This is a genomic window from Luteolibacter arcticus (genome assembly GCF_025950235.1).
In the GTDB taxonomy this organism is placed as follows: domain Bacteria; phylum Verrucomicrobiota; class Verrucomicrobiia; order Verrucomicrobiales; family Akkermansiaceae; genus Haloferula; species Haloferula arctica.
In genome coordinates this window covers 145,989-167,002 of record NZ_JAPDDT010000001.1, presented here as the reverse complement: position 1 = coordinate 167,002, position 21,014 = coordinate 145,989, and the positions used below count along the sequence as shown (strand labels likewise).

General features: G+C 63.8%; 18 protein-coding genes. 10 read left to right on the top strand and 8 right to left on the bottom strand.

Features of this window, described 5'->3' with window-relative positions; all coding sequences use genetic code 11:
- Positions 1-120: 120 nt before the first annotated feature.
- Entirely contained in the window at positions 121-8,895 is an 8,775-nt protein-coding gene (locus OKA05_RS00680; protein WP_264485156.1) for a Calx-beta domain-containing protein, read from the bottom strand.
- A gap of 355 nt (positions 8,896-9,250) precedes the next feature.
- Between OKA05_RS00680 and OKA05_RS00675 the strand changes: the two genes are divergently transcribed.
- Positions 9,251-11,215 carry a sialate O-acetylesterase gene (locus OKA05_RS00675; RefSeq protein ID WP_264485155.1) on the top strand — a complete coding sequence of 655 codons (1,965 nt, stop codon included), beginning with the start codon at positions 9,251-9,253 and terminating at the stop codon, positions 11,213-11,215.
- A gap of 74 nt (positions 11,216-11,289) precedes the next feature.
- Positions 11,290-11,718: a DUF6678 family protein gene (locus tag OKA05_RS00670; RefSeq protein WP_319800633.1), complete on the top strand. Its 429-nt coding sequence runs from the start codon at positions 11,290-11,292 to the stop codon at positions 11,716-11,718.
- A 26-nt stretch (positions 11,719-11,744) separates the two neighbouring features.
- Here the strand turns inward: OKA05_RS00670 and OKA05_RS00665 are convergent, their stop codons facing one another.
- From OKA05_RS00665 to OKA05_RS00655, 3 genes are all read right to left on the bottom strand, one after another.
- Complete coding sequence (locus tag OKA05_RS00665) at positions 11,745-12,131, bottom strand: hypothetical protein (protein WP_264485153.1); 387 nt, start codon at positions 12,129-12,131, stop codon at positions 11,745-11,747.
- Positions 12,132-12,342: 211 nt separating this feature from the next.
- A complete protein-coding gene (locus OKA05_RS00660) occupies positions 12,343-13,044 on the bottom strand; it encodes an ice-binding family protein (protein WP_264485152.1) in 702 nt (233 codons plus the stop codon).
- 208 nt (positions 13,045-13,252) lie between these two features.
- The gene (locus tag OKA05_RS00655) at positions 13,253-13,651 is read right to left on the bottom strand and encodes a hypothetical protein (RefSeq protein WP_264485151.1); all 399 of its coding nucleotides are present in this window, start codon (positions 13,649-13,651) and stop codon (positions 13,253-13,255) included.
- A gap of 139 nt (positions 13,652-13,790) precedes the next feature.
- Between OKA05_RS00655 and OKA05_RS00650 the strand changes: the two genes are divergently transcribed.
- The 7 genes from OKA05_RS00650 to OKA05_RS00620 all read left to right on the top strand — a co-directional run bounded on the left by OKA05_RS00650 (position 13,791) and on the right by OKA05_RS00620 (position 17,044).
- A complete protein-coding gene (locus tag OKA05_RS00650; RefSeq protein ID WP_264485150.1) occupies positions 13,791-14,393 on the top strand; it encodes a hypothetical protein in 603 nt (200 codons plus the stop codon).
- Positions 14,394-14,512: 119 nt separating this feature from the next.
- Positions 14,513-14,719: a hypothetical protein gene (locus tag OKA05_RS00645; RefSeq protein ID WP_264485149.1), complete on the top strand. Its 207-nt coding sequence runs from the start codon at positions 14,513-14,515 to the stop codon at positions 14,717-14,719.
- Entirely contained in the window at positions 14,716-15,009 is a 294-nt protein-coding gene (locus OKA05_RS00640) for a HigA family addiction module antitoxin (protein WP_264485148.1), read from the top strand. Before OKA05_RS00645 ends, OKA05_RS00640 begins: the two co-directional genes overlap by 4 nt.
- A 122-nt stretch (positions 15,010-15,131) precedes the next feature.
- On the top strand, positions 15,132-15,599 hold the full coding sequence (locus OKA05_RS00635) for a hypothetical protein (RefSeq protein ID WP_264485147.1): 468 nt from the start codon (positions 15,132-15,134) through the stop codon (positions 15,597-15,599).
- Positions 15,600-15,675: 76 nt separating this feature from the next.
- Positions 15,676-16,125, top strand: coding sequence for a T6SS immunity protein Tdi1 domain-containing protein (locus tag OKA05_RS00630; RefSeq protein WP_264485146.1), 450 nt, complete (start codon positions 15,676-15,678; stop codon positions 16,123-16,125).
- A 27-nt stretch (positions 16,126-16,152) separates the two neighbouring features.
- The gene (locus tag OKA05_RS00625) at positions 16,153-16,566 is read left to right on the top strand and encodes a hypothetical protein (protein ID WP_264485145.1); all 414 of its coding nucleotides are present in this window, start codon (positions 16,153-16,155) and stop codon (positions 16,564-16,566) included.
- A 10-nt stretch (positions 16,567-16,576) separates the two neighbouring features.
- Positions 16,577-17,044: a hypothetical protein gene (locus OKA05_RS00620; protein WP_264485144.1), complete on the top strand. Its 468-nt coding sequence runs from the start codon at positions 16,577-16,579 to the stop codon at positions 17,042-17,044.
- A 4-nt stretch (positions 17,045-17,048) separates the two neighbouring features.
- On the opposite strand, the gene OKA05_RS00615 is transcribed toward OKA05_RS00620, so the two are convergent.
- From OKA05_RS00615 to OKA05_RS00605, 3 genes are all read right to left on the bottom strand, one after another.
- The gene (locus OKA05_RS00615; protein WP_264485143.1) at positions 17,049-17,378 is read right to left on the bottom strand and encodes a hypothetical protein; all 330 of its coding nucleotides are present in this window, start codon (positions 17,376-17,378) and stop codon (positions 17,049-17,051) included.
- A gap of 78 nt (positions 17,379-17,456) precedes the next feature.
- The gene (locus OKA05_RS00610; protein WP_264485142.1) at positions 17,457-18,617 is read right to left on the bottom strand and encodes a PQQ-dependent sugar dehydrogenase; all 1,161 of its coding nucleotides are present in this window, start codon (positions 18,615-18,617) and stop codon (positions 17,457-17,459) included.
- A gap of 122 nt (positions 18,618-18,739) precedes the next feature.
- Positions 18,740-19,120: a hypothetical protein gene (locus OKA05_RS00605; RefSeq protein WP_264485141.1), complete on the bottom strand. Its 381-nt coding sequence runs from the start codon at positions 19,118-19,120 to the stop codon at positions 18,740-18,742.
- 227 nt (positions 19,121-19,347) lie between these two features.
- Between OKA05_RS00605 and OKA05_RS00600 the strand changes: the two genes are divergently transcribed.
- On the top strand, positions 19,348-20,133 hold the full coding sequence (locus tag OKA05_RS00600) for a tRNA threonylcarbamoyladenosine dehydratase (RefSeq protein WP_264485140.1): 786 nt from the start codon (positions 19,348-19,350) through the stop codon (positions 20,131-20,133).
- Positions 20,134-20,156: 23 nt separating this feature from the next.
- Here the strand turns inward: OKA05_RS00600 and OKA05_RS00595 are convergent, their stop codons facing one another.
- The gene (locus tag OKA05_RS00595) at positions 20,157-20,711 is read right to left on the bottom strand and encodes a hypothetical protein (RefSeq protein WP_264485139.1); all 555 of its coding nucleotides are present in this window, start codon (positions 20,709-20,711) and stop codon (positions 20,157-20,159) included.
- Between the last annotated feature and the right edge of the window lie 303 nt (positions 20,712-21,014).

Sequence of the window (21,014 nt, the reverse complement as noted above, 5' to 3'; positions counted from 1 at the left end):
ATCATGGGTGAGGGGTGAACCGGGTTGTCCCGTGGGCACACTATGAGGGATCCCCCCTTGTCTCGGCAAGGAGGGACTTTTTACTCATCAACGGCTTACACCCCGCAGCCGCGCCCTCTATCACGGAGTCACGCTGACATTGCTAAATTGCGAGGTGTTCAGCCCGCCGCTGGTGCCGCTGGCCACCACCAGGCCGACGTAGCAATTCGCCGGGAGACTCGCACTGACGCTCCCGACTTGGGTCCACGAGCTGCCATTGCTGCTCTTGTAGGCGGTGATGGTGTTGCCCACGCGGACCAGCCGCACCCAGGTACTCGGCACCGTACTCGTGCTGCTGCTGGTGGTCGACGTATTGCCATTGTTGCTGGTGCGGCGGACCCAGCGGTAGTCGTTGTCGTCGGTCATGCCCATGAAGACATGCCGGGAATTCGACGCGAGGGTGTCGCGGATCATCACGCCGACGCGTGACGAGGTTCCGGTGGCCTGCAGCGCATTGATACGGGCGGTGATCTCGCCGTCGCCGCTGAGCGTCTGCCAGACGAAGCGGAAGGCGTCGTTGCGACTGCCGAGGAAGCTATTGCCGAGGGCACCCGCGCCGGAGACGGTATAGATCCCGGCCGAATGGCTGGACGAGCCGGCGGCGATGCCCGAGCCGACATCGCTTTCATCCCATGGCAAGGGCAGCGACGGTCCGACGATGTCGATCGTCAGTGTGGCCTCGTCGTAGGCTCCCAGGACATCCGTGGCGCGCACGATGAAGACATTGCTGCCCGCGGTGCCCGCCGGCGGTGTGCCGGAAAGTGCGCCACTGGCCGCCACCGTGAGCCATCCCGGACCCGAGAACTTCGAGTAGGTGACCGAATCCCCTGCATCCCCATCGACGGCAGCTCCAGCCAAGCTGGTGCCCGCATAGGCGACCTGCTCGGCACCCGCTTCCCGCGTGATCGGGTCGAGGGTGAGGACCGGCGCGTCGTTGACATTCGCCACGCTGATATTGAGCGCCGCTTCGTCATATGCCCCTGCCCCATCGGTCACACGGACGGTGAAGGCATTCGCACCCACCTCCGCATTTGACGGAGTTCCAGACAGCGCGCCATTGGCGGTCACCGTGAGCCAGGACGGACCGGACACCTTCGAGAATGTCAGCGTGTCGCTGGTATCGATGTCATTGGCCGTTGCCGATAGACTGCCGGCATAGGCTTGGTCTTCCGTGGCCGCGGCTCCAGCGATCGGGTCGGCCGTGAAGCCCGGCGCATCGTTCACATTGGCCACGGCGATATTGAGCACGGCATCATCGGTCAGGCCGCCGTCGGTAACGCGGACCGTGAAGCTATTCGCTCCGACGTCGTCGTTGCCAGGAGTGCCTCCGAGCGTTCCGTTAGAAGCGACCGTGAGCCAGGCAGGACCGCTGACCTTGGAGTAGCTCAGCGTGTCACCGGCATCCACGTCGCTCGCGGTACCGGAGAGGCTGCCGGAATAGGCGGCGTCCTCGGTGGCGTTGCTGCCTGCTATCGGATCGGCGGCGAAGACCGGCGCGTCGTTGGTGTTCGTCACGGCGATCGACAAGGCCGCATCGTCTGCAAGCCCCGCACCGTCCTCCACGCGGATGGTGAAGCTGTTCGGACCGACGTCGCCGTTGCCCGGAGTGCCGGAGAGCGTGCCATCGGCGGCAACGCTCAGCCATGCCGGGCCGGTGACCTTTGAAAAGGTGAGCGTCTCGCCGGAATCCGGATTGGCAACATCTCCGGAGAGACTGCCGGCGTAAGCACCGTCCTCGGCAGCGTCGGACTTTACCACGGGATCGGCCGTGAATATCGGGGCGCGATTCGGCGACAGCGTGTCGAGTTCGCCCGGCGAGAGTGCGCGCTCGTAGATGCGCACATCGTCTATCATGCCGGTGAAGCGCTTGTTGCTGTCGCGATGGTCGTAGCCGATGGACACCGAGCGCGAGAGCAGGGCCTGGATCGTGCCGCTACCGGAGGCGGACTCCACGCCATCGATGAAGATCTTCCCGCTCGTTCCGTCGCGCAGGGCAACGACGTGATGCCATTGGCCGTCGTTCACGGCGGCGGTCGTGGTCAGGTTGAACTGATAGACATCGTTGTTATAGACGAAGAAGTTCACCGTGCCGTTGGCGTTCACGTTGACCATGTATTCGCCCAGATGACCGGAGGCACCGGGATCGCGCTGCTGGATCACCGTGCCGACTGGCGAGCCCGGAGTCACTTTCACCCATGCGGCCAGCGAGAAATTGCCGCTGCCAAGCACCGCCGCGGAAGTGCCGACGAACACGCCGTCATCCACGCCGTCGAAGGACAGCGCATTGCCAAATGTGCCGCTGCTCCACGCCGCACCGCTTACGGTGCCGTCTTGCAGGCGTCCGGTTGTGTCGTCGGCATTGGTGCCGCTGCTTTCATCGAGCTTCCACCACGCGCGGAGGTTCGCATAGAGCGACGATGGCTGCGAAGCAGAGGAATTCGGATTGGTGCCCAGCGCCAGCTCGAGCCCGGTGGTGAAGCCATCGCCATCCGGATCACCGGCGGGATCGACATCCGCGACCGCGATCGTCACCCCGGAGGACGTCACACCGCCCCCGGTGTAAGTCGCCTTCGCGGTCAGCACATGATTGCCGGCGACCGCGCTCGACCACGTCACGCTGTACGGCGGGTTGTTGTCGGAGCCGATCAAGGTGGCACCGCGATAGAACTCGACGGTGCTCACGGCCAGCGAACCACCGGCAACCGCGGCATCAAGGGTAACCGCGTCGCCCGAGTCGAACTCCGCGCCATTCGCCGGCGAAGTAAGCGCGATGCTCGGCGGTACCGGCGGGTTCTCGAAGTTCACGCCGGCGACATTCGGGAACATCACGCCCGCCGGAATGGCCTGGCGGCTGATGCCCGGGCCTTGCCACGCGACGGACACATGGTCGCCGCCGCCCCCTTCCTTGTGATGCGCTTCGAGCCAGTAGACCTTGCCCGCCACCAGAGGGATCACCGCTGACTTCTGCACGGCCTGCGAATCCCACGCCTGGAAGTTCGTCCAACCATCGACGCTAGCGATCTCGGTCTTGTTAGAATGCGAGCCGTTGCTGCTGAGATAGAGGCGGCAATCGTCGTCACCGGCGATCCAGAAGGTGTAGTCGCCGGTGGTTGCGGGCTTGAGATAGCCGGTGAGGCGGCGCGAGTAGTTGTCGGCCACGTTCTGACCAGTGGTGAAATTGGCCAGCGTGCCGGTAAAGGCCGGGGTGCCGGTCCAGTCCTCGCTGTCGTAAGCGGAGCCGCCGTTCCAGCGTTGCTCCACCACCTTGTTGGCCGGGGCATTGCAGATCACGTTGACCACGCCATCACCGGACGAACCGGCATTGTCGAAGGCGCGCACCACGAGTTGGACCCCGCCGGGATTCGGCAAGGCGGCGGGAGTGACCAGTGACACCTGGCCGGAGGCATTGATGGCGAAGGCATTTCCCGTGTTGCCCGCGACGATGGCCCAGCCGGTGATGCTGCGGCCGGAAGCCGGGGTCGCAGTGGAAGTGCCGATCACCGTGCCGGAACTCATTGCCGAAGTGGCGGTGGCGAAGAGCGCCTCCACCGTAGGCACATCCGTATCGCGCAAGGTGATGACATGCGTCGAGGGCGAGGTGAGCTGCGCTCCCGAGGGATTTGAGAGCGAAACCACGATCGCTTCTGGCGACTCGCCGATCGCATCGGCCAGGATCGAAAGCGGCAGCGTTTTCACCTGCTCGCCCGCCGCGAAGGTCAGCGTGCCGGGAGCCAGCGTATAGTCGCTTCCCGCGGTAGCGGTCCCGCCGACCGTGTAATTTACGGTGACCGGCGTACTTCCCGCGGGACGATCCAGCAGGACCATCAGCAAGGGCTCGCTGCCGTCGGCTTCACTGCGGGTCGTCGCCGCCGAGGCCAGCCGGACAAACCGCGGAGCAGTGCTCTGCGGAGTCGCCAGCGTGATCGGGGTGCGGGTGAAATTCGGACCCTGCCACGCCACCGAGACGTGGTCGCCTCCCCCACCCTCCTGGTGCTGAACTTCCATGTAATACGATTGGCCGGCGGTCAGAGTGATGTTCGCGGAAGCCTGCGAGGCATTGGCGTCCCATGCCTGGAAGTTGGTGTAGCCGGAAACGCTGGCGATCTGCGCCTTCTGCGCCGCCGATGAGGTGGTGCTCAGGTAGAGCCGCGACGCATCGTCCGACGCGATCCAGAACTTGTAGGTGCCACTCACCGGCGCGACGATCTGGCCGACCAGCCGGCGCGAGTAGCTGTCGGCTACATCTTGGCCCGGCGTGAAGGAGTAGAGCACGCCGGCATAGTTCGGCGTGTTGGTGCTCCACGACTGGTTGGTGTAAACCGTGCCGCCGCTCCAGCGCTCCTCGAGCACGAGGGCCGACGGCGCATCGTCGAAGATCAGCAGCGATTGCTTCGCCGTGCCGGACGAGAGAGAGGCGAAACGCGGCGCGCGCAATTCCAGCGTGGCAGTCTCCACCGGCTCCATCACCCCGTCGTTCTTGATGCGGATGCGGAGGTTCTGCGAGGTCACGCCGGGCGCGAAGGTCAGCGTGCCACCGGGGATCGGGACATTGCCGGGCGTGACGAATGCCCAGTCAACATCATCTCCCTCGGCGCTGCCGCCATTCGCGGTGTAGTCCACGGTCACGGTGTCGGTGGAGGCCGCGGAAAGCGTCACCGGGATGTTGCGGTATTCGCCACCGGCATCAGCCTCACTCACGGTCACCGTGGCGGCTTGGAAACCGACGCTGATCGCGGGGCTTTCGCTATCGGCGATCAGATAGGTTGCGGACGCCGGGCGATCCGGGCCGTAGCCGGTGCCGGGCAGCACGGTCAAGGTCACCGTCTCGGTGCCTTCCACAGCGGCGTCATCGGTCGGCGTGAGCAGCAGGTCCATGCCGGTCGCGCCATCGGGAATGATCACCGTGCCAGGCAGGCTGGCGTAGTCGGTGCCATTGGTCGCGGTGCCGGAGACGGCGTAGTTCACGGTCAGAGCCCCGGTCGTGCCGGTGCGGGAGAAGTAGAACTGGCCGGTGGCCCCGGACTCGGCCGGCGATTGATTCGCGGTCGAGACCATCACCCGATCTCCGCCGCTGTCATTGTCGCGGATGATCGCCTCGGCCGAAGCACTGTTGTAGATCTTGTAGGCCGCATTCGGCGTGATCGTGACGACGACGGTCTCGGTGGATTCCGCCGTCGTGTCGTTGGTCACCGGGATGCTGACAGTGACATCGTTCGTGCCCGTCGCGGGGATCGAAACGCTGCCGGACAGCGCGGTGAAATCGCTGCCGGAAGTCGCGGTGCCGCTGACGGTGTAGTTCACCGTAACATTGCCCCCGCCGCTGCCAACCGCACGGAAGACCACCGTCGGATTCGAGCCGCCCTCGGCACCCACCGTGCCGGCGCGCAGGCTGATCACTGGGACGTCGGCATTGTCGGCAATCGTCACCGTGCCCTGGAAGGCCGAGCCGAGGCTGTAGCCATTGTTAAAGGTCGTCACCGCGAGCACGACGCTTTCCGCCGGTTCGCCAAGGTCATCGTTGTAGGGAGCAATCACCACCGGCGCGCTGGTCGCACCGGCGGGGATGATCACCTCGCCATTCAGCGCGCCGTAGTCAGTGCCGTGCAGCGCAGTACCATGAACCCCGTAGTAAACCTTCAGCGCCGCCGCAGTGCTACCGGTGCGGTGGATGAGGAAGAGACCCGAGTCCGGACCGGCTTCCGACGCCGATGCATCCGGCAGACTGACCGTGACCACCGGCGTGTCGTCATCGCTGAGCGTGACGGTCGCCGTCTGCAATCCGCCGTCGCGAACGTAGGCGGCGCTGGTGTTGACCGTGGCGATCACCGTCTCAGGAATCTCGATCGCGCTGTCATTAAGCGGGCTCACCGCGAGGGTGTAGCTCGCTTGACCCGACGGGATCGTGACCGTCGCGGGCAAGGTGGTGACGTCGGCCCCATTGGTGGCCGTGCCAGTCCAAGCGACGGAAACATTCAACGCCGCAGCCGTGGAGCCGGTGCGGGTGAAGGTGAAGCTGCCAGCATCAGCGGAGGCCTCGGTGGCATAGGGATCGTTCGATACGACGGCGACCTGCGGCAAGGTGGTGTCGTTGTCGCCGACCGTCATCACCATGGAATTCCCGGCGTTCGAGAGATACTCGCCGGTCGATGCAAGCTGGAGCGTGATCGTCTCCGGCCCTTCCTGGGCGGTGTCATTGACCGCCGCCACGGCGACCGCGAGCGATGCCTGACCGGCCGGAATCGTGAAAGTACGATAGCTGCCATCAGTCGCATGATCCGGCGTGAAGGTGTAGTCGGTGGTCTTCGCCGCAGTGCCGCCCGTTGGCGAGACGCGGACGATCAGATCGGCGCTGGTGTCGCCGGTGCGAGTCAGCGTGAAGGTGCCATTTGCCCCGCCTTCGACCGGGTCGGCGGTCTTGGCCAGCGTGACAAAGGTCGAGTTCCCCGCGGTCCAGTTGGCGGTGTTGGTCCCTGCGACAACACCGAGCGGATTGGTGAAGGAAGGCGTGAAGGTGTAGCCATTCAAGGTGGCCGTCAGCGTGTTCGCACCGGTGTTGAGGCCCGACAGCGAGTAGTTCCCGCTCGCATCCGTGAAGGCGTATTTCGTTCCATTGGAGACGCGTACCCCTTGCAGCGCCTGGGCATTCCATGTCACCGCACCGGTCACCGTCTGCTTGCCGTGGCTGCCCACGTTGATCACCATATGACGGCGCGCGGTGCCGCCCTTGAGGTCGGAGACGGTCAGCATCGCGGTCACTTGCGCGGCCGTCGCGAAGGTGCGGGTCACCACCGCGCTGTTAGACGCCGTGGCACCGTCATCGAAGTCCCAGTGATACGCGAGCGCGTCGCCATCCGCATCGGCTGCAGTCGCGGTGAAGGTCACACTGCCACCGGCGGCGATGGTGGTGGCGCTGGCATTGAGAGCAAGCGTCGGGGCATTGTTGCCGGGGAATGGCCCGCGGAAATAGGCGACATCCAGCGAAGGCGGCGAGCTCGCGTTCTTCCCGAGCACCGTGAAGTGCATGTCCGCCTCGAGGTCGGAGTAGGTGCGGCCGATCGCAATCCCGCCATCGCCCTTCCCACCCGCACTGCCCGGCGTGGTATCGAGCAAGTGGCCGGCATTGCTGCCCATGCCGCTGTAGAGAACGAGTGCCGAGTCCGCGAGCAACCCGCCGCGTGCCGGGTGGAACTCGATGTTATACTGGCGGATGCTGTCCTTCGCCACCGTGAGCGCATAGCGCTTCCCTTCCTCAAGCTGCGGCTGATCGTAAGCGTGGATGCGATAGACGCCATTGGTCTTCGGCGTGTGCACATACTCGGCCGGCAGCCAGCCAAGCGCGCGCTTGCTGATGGTATTGTAATGCGCGCTGAAGCCGCCGCCGCCACCCATCACGTCGAAGGAGTTGCCATACTCTTGATTGCTGCCGTTCCCGTAGGCGGTGCCGTCGGTGGTGGTCCAGTAGTTCGCGTGGTTGCGTCCGAGCGAGTGGCCGCACTCGTGGTTGAGCACGTCCATGCCGCCCCAGGTGATCCAGACGCTGGAGCCACCGCCCCATGAGATGCCTTCTAGGCGTGGCCCGCCATTGATGCGGACGATGGTGCAGTCGTATTGGTTCGAGTCGTAGCCCAGCTTACGGGCTTCACTGCGCGACTCGTTATGAATCAGGCCGAGGCCATCCACCTCGCTGTCCTTCGCCTTGTACCACGCCATCGTGTGCGGCAGCGTGACCAGCGAGGTGACCGTGGTGGTCGTGGTCATCTTGCCGTAAGAGTTTTCCAAGAAGTAGCGCGCGGTATTCCGCATGTCGCTGTGGGCCTCTTCCTCGGTATTCGGTGCTGAGATCTGCTCCGGGTAGGTAACGCGGATGTAGAGGCAGCGGAGATTGCCGATCGCCCGTGATGAGGTGCCGGGGAAGTTATCGACGAAGAAGCCCGCGCCGCCGGGGCCACTCGCCTGGATCCACGTGCGAAACTCCTCTTCCAACACCGTGACGTGGGAGCCATTGCACAGCGTGATGACGCGACCGGCGACTTCCACCGTCGGCGTTTCATCGGTCACCGCCTCGCCCGTAGATACCGCCTCGGTGGTCTCGCCGGAAACCGGGCAGGTTTCCTCGACCACGGTGCCGGCCGGAATGCGCTCGCCCAATTCCAGAGGCCGCACGGCATTCTCCGCGATCGCCATCTCGCGATCGACCGCCACGCCTTGCAGCGGGACGTCCTTCCGCGAGGTGACGTGCTCGAGCTGGCCGAAGACCCGCGCCTTGTAGCTCACACCACCGGTCTCGAAATAACGCACCGTGAGCTGGTCGCCCCGCAGTTCCATGCCGTCGGCCGGCCGGCCCTGATAGACATTGAGAGTGCCCGCGGAGGATACCGGGCTTTCCAACTGCGCCACGATCTCCTGCGGCAAATCCTGCCGCACCACGCGCGGCACCGCCTTCTCCAAGGCCAGCCGCGGGTCCGACGCAATGAGCGCCTTGAACTCGGGACGACGCCCGGCCGCGAGTTGCGCGCCTTCCTTCGCCATCGCCGCACGCTCGTCCGGGGTCGCGGTCTTCCAGCGCGCCACCCAGCCGTCGAAGGCCTCGATCTTCGCGAAGTCCGGCTCCGGCGGAGTCTCCCGCGCCCAGGCACCGAAGTCCGGCGAAACCTCGCCCGCCGTTTCCTCGACCGGCGAACCGGCTTCCGGAGTGGCAGCGGCGACGGTGGAGGCGGAAGCGTCCTTGGCCGGACGACTTGGGGCGCTTTGAGAAACCGGCACCGCAATCGGCGGTGCGGAGTTCGGCCACAACGTGATGGCCGTGATGATGCCGAGCGACGCAGCGCTGAGCAGAAGGATCTGACGGGTTTTCATGGGCTGGGTTTTCGAGACGGGACAAATCACGAGTCGTCGCAAGCGACCGTCAGGTGGATGATGGGACGGACGGTTTCGCCATGGGCGGCTCACTAACAGCGGGTAAGCTCACCTTCGGCACCACAAACGCGCAAAATGGAAGCTCTTCGTGTATCAATCACTAAAGAGCGGTCCAAAGTCACAAGGTCAATACATGAGTTCCGAATTCGTCACTTATTGTGCTATAAAACAATTCTTCACTCCACATTCGATTGATTGGGAAAACTTTGCCTTCCGCCCGGCTCAAACCAATCCGCACTGGTAGAATCCCGCTCTGCCCCGCGTAATCGCTCGCATGCCTTCTGCGAGTCGAATCTTGTCCCTGGCCCTCGCCCTTGCCGCACTGCCTGCTGCCGCCGAGGTGCGGCTGCCCCGGATTTTCACCGATGGAGCCGTGTTGCAGCGCGACCGCGCCGTGCCCGTCTGGGGCCGTGCCGAGCCGGGCAAGAAGGTCATCGTGAAATTCGCCGGCCAGGAGAAGTCGGTGCAAGCCGCAGGCGATGGCAAGTGGCGCGTCGATCTGGATGCGATGCCCGCCTCCGCCGAGGGCCGCGTTCTCGAAGCCGCCGAAGAAGGCGGCCACAAGGTGGAATTGAAGGACGTGCTGGTCGGCGAGGTCTGGCTGGCTTCCGGCCAATCGAACATGGAGTGGAGCATCGGTGCCTCCCGCCAGGAGGACCAGGACGCCGCGAAGACAGGCCCGGTTCCCCTGCTCCGCTTGATCACGGTGCCGAAGAAGCTCTCGCCCTATCGCCTCGATGATTTCGAGGGCAGTTGGAAACCAGCCACGCCGGAGACGGCCATGCCCTTCTCCGCGGTCGCCTATTTCTTCGGCCGCAAGCTGACCGAGGAACTCGGCATCCCCGTCGGCATGATCCACTCGTCGTGGGGTGGCTCACGCATCGAACCATGGCTGGCGGACGAGGGATTCGAGGGCATCGAGGACCTGCGCGAGATGCGCGAATTCCGCGACGCCCGCACCCCCGGCTCCCCGAAGTATGATGAGCTCATGCGCCGCCACCTCGCCTCCACCCGCGGCTGGGTGGATGCCGCCGAGCGCGCGCTCCAGGCCCACCAGCCGCTGCCCGGCCAGCCATCCGCCCCCCCCGTGCTGCCGGTCGGCCACGGTCAGGCGATCGGCACCTATCAGGCAATGATTCATCCGCTGGTCCCTTACGGCCTGCGCGGCTTCCTCTGGTATCAGGGCGAGTCGAATGTCGGCGAGGGCATGCTCTACACCCTGAAAATGCAGGCCCTCATCCAAGGCTGGCGGAAGCAATTCGCCGCCCCGGAAGCCCCCTTCCTCTACGTCCAGCTCGCGCCTAACAACTACGGCGACCAACGCGAAGGCGCGCTGCAGGCGATCTGGGCCGCCCAGCGCGATGCCCTCAAGATCCCGCGCACCGGCATGGCCGTCATCATGGACATCGGCAATCCCGCCGACATCCACCCGCGCAACAAGTCCGAGGTCGGCCGCCGCCTCGCGCTGTGGGCCATGGCCGATACCTATGGCAAGGCGGGCGTGGTGAAATCCGGCCCGCTTTACGAAGGCTTCAAGGCGGAGGGTGACGCCGTCCGCATCCGCTTCCAGCACACCGGTGGCGGCCTCGCCACCCGCGATGGCAAGCCACCGAGCCACTTCGAAGTCGCCGGGCCGGATTGGAACTTCCAACCCGCCACCGCCGAGATCGCCGGCAATGAGATCGTGCTGAAGTCCGACAAGATCGCGCAGCCGGTGATGGCCCGCTACGGCTGGTATCAAAAGGCCGAGCCGAACCTGATGAACAAGGAAGGCCTGCCTGCCGCCTCCTTCCACACCCACTGGCCAGATGACCCGGTGCTCGGCCGCAACGTCGCCTTCCAAAAATCCTTCACCTCCAGCGACCCTAACAAAAACGGCTGGAATGCCGGCCTGACCGACGGCAACTGGCAAGGTGCCGCCGGCTCCTGCTTCGCCACCGGCGATGCCCCGGCCTTCCCGAAACACGTCACGCTCGACCTCGGCCGCAGCCGCGACATCCAGGCCGTGCGCTTCGGCGTGCCCGACTACGGCGCCACCAAGACGGTCGTCATTTCTGTCAGCCCCGACGGCAAGGAATTCCAGGAAGTCGGCAAGCATGAGTTCGCCGGCAAGACCCGCTCCGGCACCGAGCTCCGCTTCGACAAGCGCCCCGTCCGCTTCGTCCGCGCCACCTTCCCCGACCACCACGAGAAGCAGGACCAATTCAGCGAGAACCACGGCTTCCTCACCGAGCTGGAAGCATACGGGTCGGCGCAGTGACTTGACCCCGGTGCGGGCTTCTTCCGCAAGAAGCCCCGGCCGGGTCAGGAAGATATTCACCCGCAGCTCGTCAGATGCGACCCGCCGTTCTCCAAGCGCTTGAGGAACGGGGCCTCACCTCCGTCATGAACGCCACCAAGTGGCGTGAACTACGGGATGCCGTCGCCCGCGAACTGCCGTTTGCCCCGGCCTTTCAGAGGAAGGATGTGCTTTCAAGCGATGCCTATCCCCAGACCTTCGATCAGGACGTGAGGTATGGTGGCGACTGGCCCGCAGGCACCGATCTGAGCTCGGAGATCGAATGGATTTGCGTCAGGCCGCGGAGACTCATTCATCGTGGGAACCTAGTCGCCCCTGCCATCGAGGATATCGAAGAGCAGTTCCTCGCGCTCCTGGGTCGCCTGCAGATCCCGTTCGCGCGCGATTCAGAAACGATCACGATCTACGGCTACTCCGCGAATCCCGGCGCTCTAACAACGCATCGCCAGGCTCCCGGGGAATAGTCCAAGGGCAGCATCCCCCGCCCCTGTCATCCATTGGCATTTCCCAGCGTCTCGCCCCACGAATCCACGCCGTCCGGAAGCAAGATCAGCTCCTCGTTCCGCTCGCACCACGCGATGACATCCAGCGCGAGCCGGTCCAGCTCCTCATAGCCGAAGCGGCCTTCGTCCGCTCCCGTCTGCCCTGCCTCGCGGATCGCATCGAGATCCTTCCGGATCCGCTCCGCCTCGCGTCCCGCACTATCGGGAAGGTAGGCCTTCAGGACATCCACCATCTCCTCGTACGCGTCGCTCCAATTCATCCACCCGTCGCGGGTCGCCTGTGATCGCAGGCTGTGATACCCATCGACCACCGCATACTGCAGCGAAGCCGGGCCATCAATCTCATCCGCGAACTTCTCGTAGAGCTCCTTCAATCGCGGCCCGGGTGGGAGTGGAGGTTGCTTTCCGAACATTTGGGCACGCCTAGCACCCGGAGCCTCGAAGGGGAAACTCCAATCCACCAATGGGGACCGCCTGCGGGCGACCACTGGGAGCGCGGAAATCATTCCGCCTCGCAAGACCGGCGATCAATCCCCGCCTCGAAGCATTTCCTCAAAGCGGGCCGCCGCGTCTGGCGTGAAATCCCTACGCCACGCGGCGACGGCGGCGACCGAGGAATGCCGCCATTGCCACGGCGATGAGCGCGCTGGAAGAGGACTCGGGAATGGTCACGATATTCGTGCCAAGGGTCACCGCGCCACCGAGCGCAATCACGCTACCGAGCACACTGGCCCCGGTGGTGAGCGTGACGCTATCTCCGGCAATGATATTCCCCGCGAAGGTGGTGCCGGTGCCCAGCGTCGCCGACTCTTCCATCCGGAAGAACACGCCGAGCAGGGCGTCCGCCCCGTTCGTTGGCAGAATCGAGGACCCACTGGCGGTGGTCAGCGAGGAGCCGACGAGGAAGATGAACTCCGGGGATGCCTGGCCTAGGCCATCCAGGGTCAGGGTGCCGGTGAGTTGGGCGGAAGACGAGAATCGGTAGACGCCGGGAGTCAGGGTTCTATTGCCCAGGTCCTGCCCCGTGAGATCGGTCGCGGTGGCGATCAGGCCCATCTCATCGTAGGCGTCCTGCGCATCCACTATGGCCTCGATCGAGAGGGCGTCATTGGAATGCAGGGTGCCGCCGATTTGCGTGGCGAACTGGAAGCCAGTGATGGAGGTGCCGGGTGCGACGCCGACCTGGCCGGTCACGACGGAAGCTCCCGCGTTGGTCACGGTAGCACTGGCAAGCGCCGCGAAGCTGTGGGCGGAACCCAGCGAGATCGTGGCCGCATCGGCTCGCATCGGGACTGATGCGAGCGGGAGTAGCGCCAGGAGAAGGCGCTTTTCCCAAACATTTCTTTTAGGCATGCTTTCATGAATGATAAATAATCATCAATGGTCAATGATTTATATTATTTATTTTTAAATATAAGTCCAGAAGATCGACCAGAACCCCTCCAGTTAAATGCCCGAGGCAGGGTTCATCCCAGCTGCCAGGTAGCTCCCCGCATCACCCCTTCTTCGCAGGCGCTTCTCCCTTCGGCTTCCTCGTCCGCAATGTCATCAATCCGGACTCGGGATCGAAGGACGCCACCGGAAGCTCGAACACCTTGCGTGTGGACTTGGGACGCCCATCCGTCAGCCAGTAAACCATCTTTGTCACTTTCCGGGTGCGGGAGTCGAAGTGGACGATCATGACCCCGTTATCGACCTCATCGACCGACCAGAAGCGGAAATCTTCACCCGCCACCGGCATCACGGCGAGTTGAGTGGCCTCATAACCGGCCTTCGTCATCGCCTTCTCCACCTCCTCGATCGGCTGCCCTTTTTCAATCACCCCGGCAGTTGCAGGTAATGCCAGCCAGCACAGCGCACAGACGACTACGAGACGCAGGAAGAGGACATTCATGCCTTACTTGAATGCGGAAGTGGCGTGCTGCCAAGCGATTCCCTTCGCCCTCCCCGTTCACCCCGAACCTCCGATCTGTCTTGAGAATGCCCGGCTTCCCAGGTAGAGATGATGGCGCAGATTGCACGTGCGGCATGCCATGAAGACCTCCGCCACCGCAGCACCAGCCCCATATCTCGCGATGTCACTCGTCCTGCTGGTGGCTGTCCCGATGGTCAGCGCGTGGTCGTTCGGGATATCTGCCACGATCTTCAAGGCTTACTCGGCGATCCCGCTATCGTTGGTGGTGGGAGCCGTGGCGACGGGCATCGTGGGGGCTTTCATGCTCATGAGCCGCCTGATCCGGACCGACACGGGGCAGCGGGTCGCGCAGATCTTCACGGCCTGCCTCGTGTTGCCCATGTTTGCCACCGTCTTCGGAGGGATCTACGTGTGGGCGGCGGATCGCCTGTTCCGCGGACGGGATCCCGGGATGACAGCCACCCTCGGCGCGGGTCTCGGTCTTACCGTTTTCGGCTTCGGGCTTGCGACCGGCATGGAGGCGCTCCATATGACTCTGGTTTTCGCAGGGTCCTTGGCCGGCTTGATCGCGGTCAGGCTCGCCATGCGCCAGCAGCCCATCGGCTTCATAGGCTTCGGAGCGCTTCATTTCCTGTGCTTCTTCGCAGCCATGGCCGTTGCCTCGATCGAAGACGAGCAGCGACATCGCCCCTTCGCTCCCAACATCGCATCAGGAAAATGACGAGGTTCTTCCGAACGTTCCTATTGCTGGTTCCACTACTAGCCGGGTGTCACAAACGGACTGCGGCCCATTGGCACTTCAAGTTCAATGGAGTCGAAGTCGAACTGCCAGACAGAGGAATGGGCGAGTACAATGCCACCCCTGCCCAGCTCGACTACAAGTGGGAGGGCAAGGCGCTGAGAATCCGGGATCTCGGCGACGGAACCCTTTCGGTCACCACTCCGGCTGTGAGCGATCGGGTTGTTAGCAAATCACTCGTTCTAGCAATTGATTCAGATGGAAACCTTTCGACCCGGCCCATCACTGCTACCAAGGAACAGCCATGAAACCCTTGCCGCCCACTCACCCTGGCGAAGTCCTACGCGAGGATTTCCTCATCCCGCTCGGGATCTCTGAATACCGGGTTGCCAAGGACATCGGCGTGCCCCCGCGACGGATCAATGAGATTGTGAAGGGCAAGCGGGCGATCACGGTCGATACGGCGCTGCGCCTGGAACGCTACTTCCGGTGGCCGGCCGAGGTCTGGCTGAACCTTCAAGCTCACCACGACCAGCAGCTTGCCAAGGAGGCCCTGAAGTCCGAACTCGCCGGCATCCAGCCTTGCCCGGGCTTGTGAGGTATCCGTATCCACGTCTGCTGGCAGCACGGGTTCCGTCTTGAAATGCCATGGCCGCATCGTCACGGTGGGCAGGCTAGATTCAGGCTAGCCCCGGAGAGGATCCGAGCCGCCAAGCGCCCATGAACGAGTCAACCGATCGAGTCTACACCATGCCGAGTTTCTACGATGGCCCGCGGGAGGGCATCGCCGACTTCCTTGGCCGTCCTCATTTGTATCGCTCGCTCTGGACGGATATCGATCGCTCGCAGCCCGGAATCTTCGAGTTGATTCCCATCGACGAGCAGACCTTGGCGCTGGCTTTGGAGGACTGGGAGATCTGGCTGCGTTGGGAGCGAGCGTATCTTGCCGGAGAGACTTCACAGGACACGCATCCGGCACTGCCGGCGGACAAGGCCCGGGACGAGGAACTTAAGTTACTGTTAGAGCCACGATTCGCGGTGGAATCCCTGACTGCCACCACCGCTACCGCTGACTTCGACTGGCCATCAGCCGACAGCCCCGATCCGGGTACGCCTTGCGGGGTGCGATGGACGGTCGTGAACCGGCCCGCGGAACGCATCACCGTGGAATACAAAACTCCCGGATGAAACCCCGCCTGCGCAACGCTTTGGCTCGACGCCTTGCCCCACCGATCCCTACCCTTCGAAACGTTCTCCGGCTAAAATGCAATTCGACGAGCCAAAGGTGATCGAGGCGCTCAGCCAGGAGTGGGGATGGATTCTCCCCGAGATCCGCACGGTGATGGCCGTGAGCACGATGGGAAATGTTTTCCTGGCTGACAGCCAACAGAGCTACTGGCGGATTTGCCCGGAAGAACTGTCCGCCGCGATTGTTGCCCGCACACCTTCCGAGTTGGAATCGGTGTTCGCCGATCCAGAGTCCAAGGCGGATTGGCAGATGTGGGGACTGGTATCCGAGTTGCTCGCGCTCTACGGCGAACCGGAGGTCGGGGAATGCTTTGGCCTGGTGATCCCCGCCTTGCTGGGAGGTGATTATGCTGCCGGCAATATCCGCCGACGCTGCCTCTACGAGTATCTCGGCTTCACCGGTGATCTTGCGCAGCAGACGAAAGACCTGAAGGATGGCGAAACGATCAAGTTAGAGATCGTCTAGCCTGCGACCACCATCACAGAGATGAACATGAAACACCGAGCGCTGTACCTGAGCCTGATGCTTGCCGCGATGAGCAGCAGCGTCTTCGCCCAAGCGTGGTTACCAAAGGAGGCGGAAGTCTGCTACCGCTCGCAGTATGCAGATGGGTTCCTCCCTGACGCGGCGTATTGCCTGAAGCTCAAGGTCACGGAGAAGCAGTTCAAGGAGATCGTGGCCAAGGTGGGAGCGACCCTGCACACGGAGAAGCGCCCCTACACCGACGACAAGGTTTGGTTGAGCTGGGGGCCAGAGACCGGCCCGGATCTCAAGCCCGTGAAAGGCAAGGAACGCTGGAACCCATCGCGGGATCTCGCGGCCACCTACGTCCGGCAGGAGAAGCACACCTGGGAATTTCTCAAGTATGAGGGCGGGTTTCTTTACTACAAGTCACTGACTCATTAAGCCGTCAGAAATGAAGGGTTTCCCGCTACTACTGGCTGCATGCCTTGGCACGCTCTGCTGCAGCGAGCGCGCTCCCATTACCGCAGGGGACGCACCTGCCCAAGCCCTCGCGAGGAGGATTGGAGAGAAGGAAGTGGTCGCGTTCCAGTCCTGGAATGGGAAGCGCCAGGGTGGAGACTCCGACTCCATCCTGCATTTCCGCAAGGACTCGAAGGTCGAGCTGGAGGACCAAGGATTCGATCTCCAAACTTTCGAGGGCACCTACGCCGTGGGACCGGGAGGAAAAGTCACGCTCCAACTCAAGGGCTATCACTCAAGCTGGCCTCCGATGCTCCTTCGGGGTGATGGCGGCGATCTCTTGCTCTACCGCGAAGATGGAATGACCACGTGGCCAATCGAAACCTCGAACCCGCACCCGGAAGCCTCGGTCGATGGCTTCTGGCCATTCCGCGCACCCCGGAAAGAAGCGGCCGAATAGACGCCTACTCCCACTCCGCCTCGAGGCCGCTCCCCATCGCTTGGATGTCCTTATGCATCTCTCGATCTGTGTCGTGGTTCGACTTCTCCAGCTCCTCCCTGAGCTTGGGATTCGAGCGGAGGAGCTTGTGCATCCTCCCGATGAACATCGACCGGGAAGAGCCGTCCGAGCGGGAGTAGAGGTCCCTTGATTCAAGGAGGATCACTTCCTCGTCCTTCGATCCCAGCTCGGAAAAGAAGCTGCGGACATCCTGCTCGCTGGCGATCCCGGGCAGCTTCTTGCAGGCGCTGCCAAGGCACAACAGGACCAGCAAGTAGGAAAGATGGAGCCTCATGTGAGCGCCCACCTTACCCGCGGGAAGCCCGCTTCGGGAAGCACTTCTCGAAGCGATTCAGCTCCTGACGCAGCCCGGTCACTTACGAGATGCCGAGGAATCCGGCACCACGCGGCTGAGCTTGTGGTTGTTGCCCTTGGACTCGGAGTAGTAGGACTGCGTGAAGTAGAGCGCGCCATCCGGGCCGAAGGCGGTATGGACCGTGGCGTGGTCGGCAAGGAAGGGGCGCGCTTCATCGGCCGGGATGGCGGCCATCGCGGCGAGGTCCTTGCCGGCGAGCTTCCAGCGCATCAGGTCCTTCGTGAACCAGTTCTGCGCATAGAGCACCGGGCCATCCGGCGCGAAGGGACCTTTCGGCGCGACGGCTATGGAGGTGAGGCAGGGCCTACTGGTGAAGAGGACGCTGGTGTGCGAGTCCTCCGGCTTGATCAGGCCCTTGTCGCCGTGCTTGCCCCAGCCGGCATCGGCACCGCGCTCGACACGGGCGATGCGGTCGGTGCCATCGCCATTCTCTGAGACATAGACCGCCTCGGGCGGGCGGCCGGGGACGAAGGCGAAGCGGAAGGGATTGCGGAAACCCTTCGCCCAAACCCGCGAGCGGATCGAGTTCACATCGCCATCGTAAAAGGGGTTGTCGCGTAAGCCCTTGCCGGTCGAGCTGTCCAGGCGCAGCAGCTTGCCATTGTAGTAACCCAGGTCGGGGGCGAGCTCGCGCTTGGCATCGTCGCCAAGCACCAGGTAGATCGCCTTCGGGTCGGCCGGGTGGAAGTGGATGTCGCCCGCCTTGTGATTCGTGAACAGCCGCGGCAGCCCGTCTAACAGCACCAGCTCCTGACCGGACACCGCGGCCTTGAAATCCTTGTCCGCAGTGAGCCGGACGAGCCGTTGCTCCGCCGCGGCGGTGTAGAAGACGTAGAGGTAGCGGTTCTTCGCGAAGCCGGGGTCGAGGGCGATGCCGAGCAGGCCGCTCTCGCCTTCCGGATTCACCTGGTCGCGGAAGTCGGCGAAGACCTCGGGCTTGCCGAACTCCCCCTTGCCCTTCGGCGGGAAGACCAGCACGCGGCCCCACTTCTCGCAGACGAACATCCGGCCCTCGCTGTCGAAATCGAGCGCCGTCATCCCGTTGCCGGAATGGAGCTCCTCATACTTGAAGCCCGGGAGCGTAGGCTTCTTGGCATCCCCCGCGCGGGCGGGCAGGGGCAAGGCGAGCAGGGCAAGCAGGAGCAGAGGGCTTTTCATCGGGCGCTGGATTTCCCGGAGAGAACGATGGCCCGGGAGCCAATTTTGCATTAATTTGCACTAATGGATTTCCGCCCTGCCGGCAATCCTTTCCAAAGTTCCCCCACTCTGATGGAGAGCCGCTACTTTATCACCACCTCGCCGCGCTCCTCACTGAAGATATAGATCACGTCCACGCCGCGCTCCTCGCGTTTCTCCCAGCAGTGCCAGCCGTATTCGTCATTCCAGTGGAAGTCGTAGGTGCGGACGCGGCGGACCCGCTTGCCGTCTTCCGCCACCGGGTGGATCGCCATCACGCGGCGGACGTGCTTTTCCTCCAGCCCGCCGGTGACCTTCGAGCCCTCGGTGATGAGCACTACCTCGATCCGCTCCTGGTAGTCCTCGATCAAAAGATTGATCAGCTTGAGGGCGGCTTGCTTGGACAGGTCATGGGTCGGTTCACCCGCCCAGCACACTCCGGCTACCAGCACGGCAGCCCCGACAATCGAACGCAGGGAGTTCATCGCGGGTGGGACTTGCGGACCGCGCGGTCTATTCACGGGATTTTGATTCAGTCCCCACAATTTGTGTGATTACCGCCTTCTCTTCGCTCTGCGTCCCTCCGCGACCTCTGCGCCTCCGCGGTGAACTCCATCCACGGCCATGATCAAACCGTGGCCGTGCGCCGCATTGTCGTCCCCTCCCGCACTCGGCATTTGCACGCTCGATTCCCTGCGGCTAGGACGCGGTGGTGAGCGACGCGTATCTCGACCGCTTCTCCGGCATCGGCCGGCTCTACGGGCTGGCCGGCTTGGAGAAATTCCGCCGCGCCCATGTGGCGGTGGTCGGCATCGGCGGCGTCGGCTGCTGGGCCGCGGAGTGCCTCGCGCGGTCGGGCATCGGCAAGCTCACCTTGATCGATGCCGATGACCTGTGCGTGACCAATACCAACCGCCAGATCCACGCGCTGGACGGCACCTACGGAAAGCCGAAGGTCGGCGTGATGGCGCAGCGGCTGCGGGCAATCCAGCCGGAGATCCAGGTGACCGAGCGGCAGGAGTTTCTTTCCGACCGAAATGTGGATGACTTCCTCGACGCCGGCTTCGACGCGGTGATCGATGCGATCGATGCGGTGCGCGCGAAGTGCGTGCTGCTCGCCAAGTGCCGCGAGCGCCAAGTGCCGGTCATCGCCTGCGGGGGCGCCGGCGGCCGCCGCGATCCCTCGCTGATCCGCGTGGCCGACCTCGCCCGCACTCGCGATGATTCGCTGATGATGGCCGTGCGCAAGCGTCTGCGCGATGAGCATGGCTTCCCGAAAGCCAAGGCCGGCGAAAAGATCCGCAAGTTCCACATCGAGGCTGTCTATTCCGAGGAGCCACCGCTCTTCCCCACCTGCGACGGCGGCGTGAGCCATGAGCGGCCGGAGGACCTGCCCGGCGGCCTGCGCTGCGATGCGGGCTATGGCACCGCCACCCAGGTCACCGCCGTCTTCGGCATGATCGCCGCGGGCCGGGTGCTGGAGAAGCTGGCCGAGTGACCGTCGACGAATTGGCAGCCGGTTCAGCGCGGCCGCACGAAGAAGAAGGCGTAGGCAACCACGCCCGCGAAGATCAGCACTACCGCGAGAAGCAGATACCAGAACCAGCGGGACGTGCGGTAGCGGATGTCCGGTGTCAGGATCACGATGTCGCGGTATTCCGCCGACAGCACCATGGAGCCCTTCGGGGTGAAGAGCAGGTAGAGGATGTAGACGCCGACGAGGGTGCCGACTGGGATGGAGACCATCGCCACGGCCGCCACGATCGCCGCAGGAATCCGCGCCCATCCCTGCAGCCGCCGCAGACCGATGCCCGAGATCACCTGGAGAGTGCCAAGCCCCACCGAAAACAGCAGGTTCGTGGCGGGCGATGTCCCCAGCGAGCGAGCCGCGACGACTTCCAGCCCGAGGAAGGCGAATGCCCCCAGAAGCATGACCCCACCCAGGATGCTGAGAAAGCCCACCGCCTTCAGCGAGGCCTCGTGCTTGATGTGCCGCTCGCGGATCTCCCGGATGTCGGACGGCAGCGGAGCCGCCACCTCGCTCACCGCGGGGGTTTGATAGGGGTTGTCGGACATTAGCGAAGCTGAATGAAGCCGTCGCGCTTCACGGCGAGTCGATCACATGGGATTCTTCTCCTCAAGCCTCGCCCCACCGAGCCCTATCGATGGGTCCCGGGCTCCTTCAAACTCCGTCCGCTTCGCTCATTTCGTTGCTCCCCATCCGTTCATGCCCTGTGGCGACGACAAATGCACCCCGATGCTTCCTCGCCGCAGGGCTGCTGGCATCGGGCGGCAGCAGGGCTGCGCGCCGTCCGGTTCTCCGACCACCGGTGCGGAGGTGAATGAGAGGCGGAGCCTTCAGATGCGTTCCATGGCTTT

Coding starts and splice junctions, on each gene's coding strand:
- OKA05_RS00620 (WP_264485144.1), top strand. CDS start 16,577: ATGAAGGGTTTCCCGCTACTACTGGCTGCATGCCTTGGCACGCTCTGC.
- OKA05_RS00660 (WP_264485152.1), bottom strand. CDS start 13,044: ATGCGAGCCGATGCGGCCACGATCTCGCTGGGTTCCGCCCACAGCTTC.
- OKA05_RS00625 (WP_264485145.1), top strand. CDS start 16,153: ATGAAACACCGAGCGCTGTACCTGAGCCTGATGCTTGCCGCGATGAGC.
- OKA05_RS00605 (WP_264485141.1), bottom strand. CDS start 19,120: ATGAACTCCCTGCGTTCGATTGTCGGGGCTGCCGTGCTGGTAGCCGGA.
- OKA05_RS00670 (WP_319800633.1), top strand. CDS start 11,290: ATGCGACCCGCCGTTCTCCAAGCGCTTGAGGAACGGGGCCTCACCTCC.
- OKA05_RS00640 (WP_264485148.1), top strand. CDS start 14,716: ATGAAACCCTTGCCGCCCACTCACCCTGGCGAAGTCCTACGCGAGGAT.
- OKA05_RS00610 (WP_264485142.1), bottom strand. CDS start 18,617: ATGAAAAGCCCTCTGCTCCTGCTTGCCCTGCTCGCCTTGCCCCTGCCC.
- OKA05_RS00615 (WP_264485143.1), bottom strand. CDS start 17,378: ATGAGGCTCCATCTTTCCTACTTGCTGGTCCTGTTGTGCCTTGGCAGC.
- OKA05_RS00650 (WP_264485150.1), top strand. CDS start 13,791: ATGAAGACCTCCGCCACCGCAGCACCAGCCCCATATCTCGCGATGTCA.
- OKA05_RS00595 (WP_264485139.1), bottom strand. CDS start 20,711: ATGTCCGACAACCCCTATCAAACCCCCGCGGTGAGCGAGGTGGCGGCT.
- OKA05_RS00645 (WP_264485149.1), top strand. CDS start 14,513: ATGGGCGAGTACAATGCCACCCCTGCCCAGCTCGACTACAAGTGGGAG.
- OKA05_RS00630 (WP_264485146.1), top strand. CDS start 15,676: ATGCAATTCGACGAGCCAAAGGTGATCGAGGCGCTCAGCCAGGAGTGG.
- OKA05_RS00680 (WP_264485156.1), bottom strand. CDS start 8,895: ATGAAAACCCGTCAGATCCTTCTGCTCAGCGCTGCGTCGCTCGGCATC.
- OKA05_RS00655 (WP_264485151.1), bottom strand. CDS start 13,651: ATGAATGTCCTCTTCCTGCGTCTCGTAGTCGTCTGTGCGCTGTGCTGG.
- OKA05_RS00635 (WP_264485147.1), top strand. CDS start 15,132: ATGAACGAGTCAACCGATCGAGTCTACACCATGCCGAGTTTCTACGAT.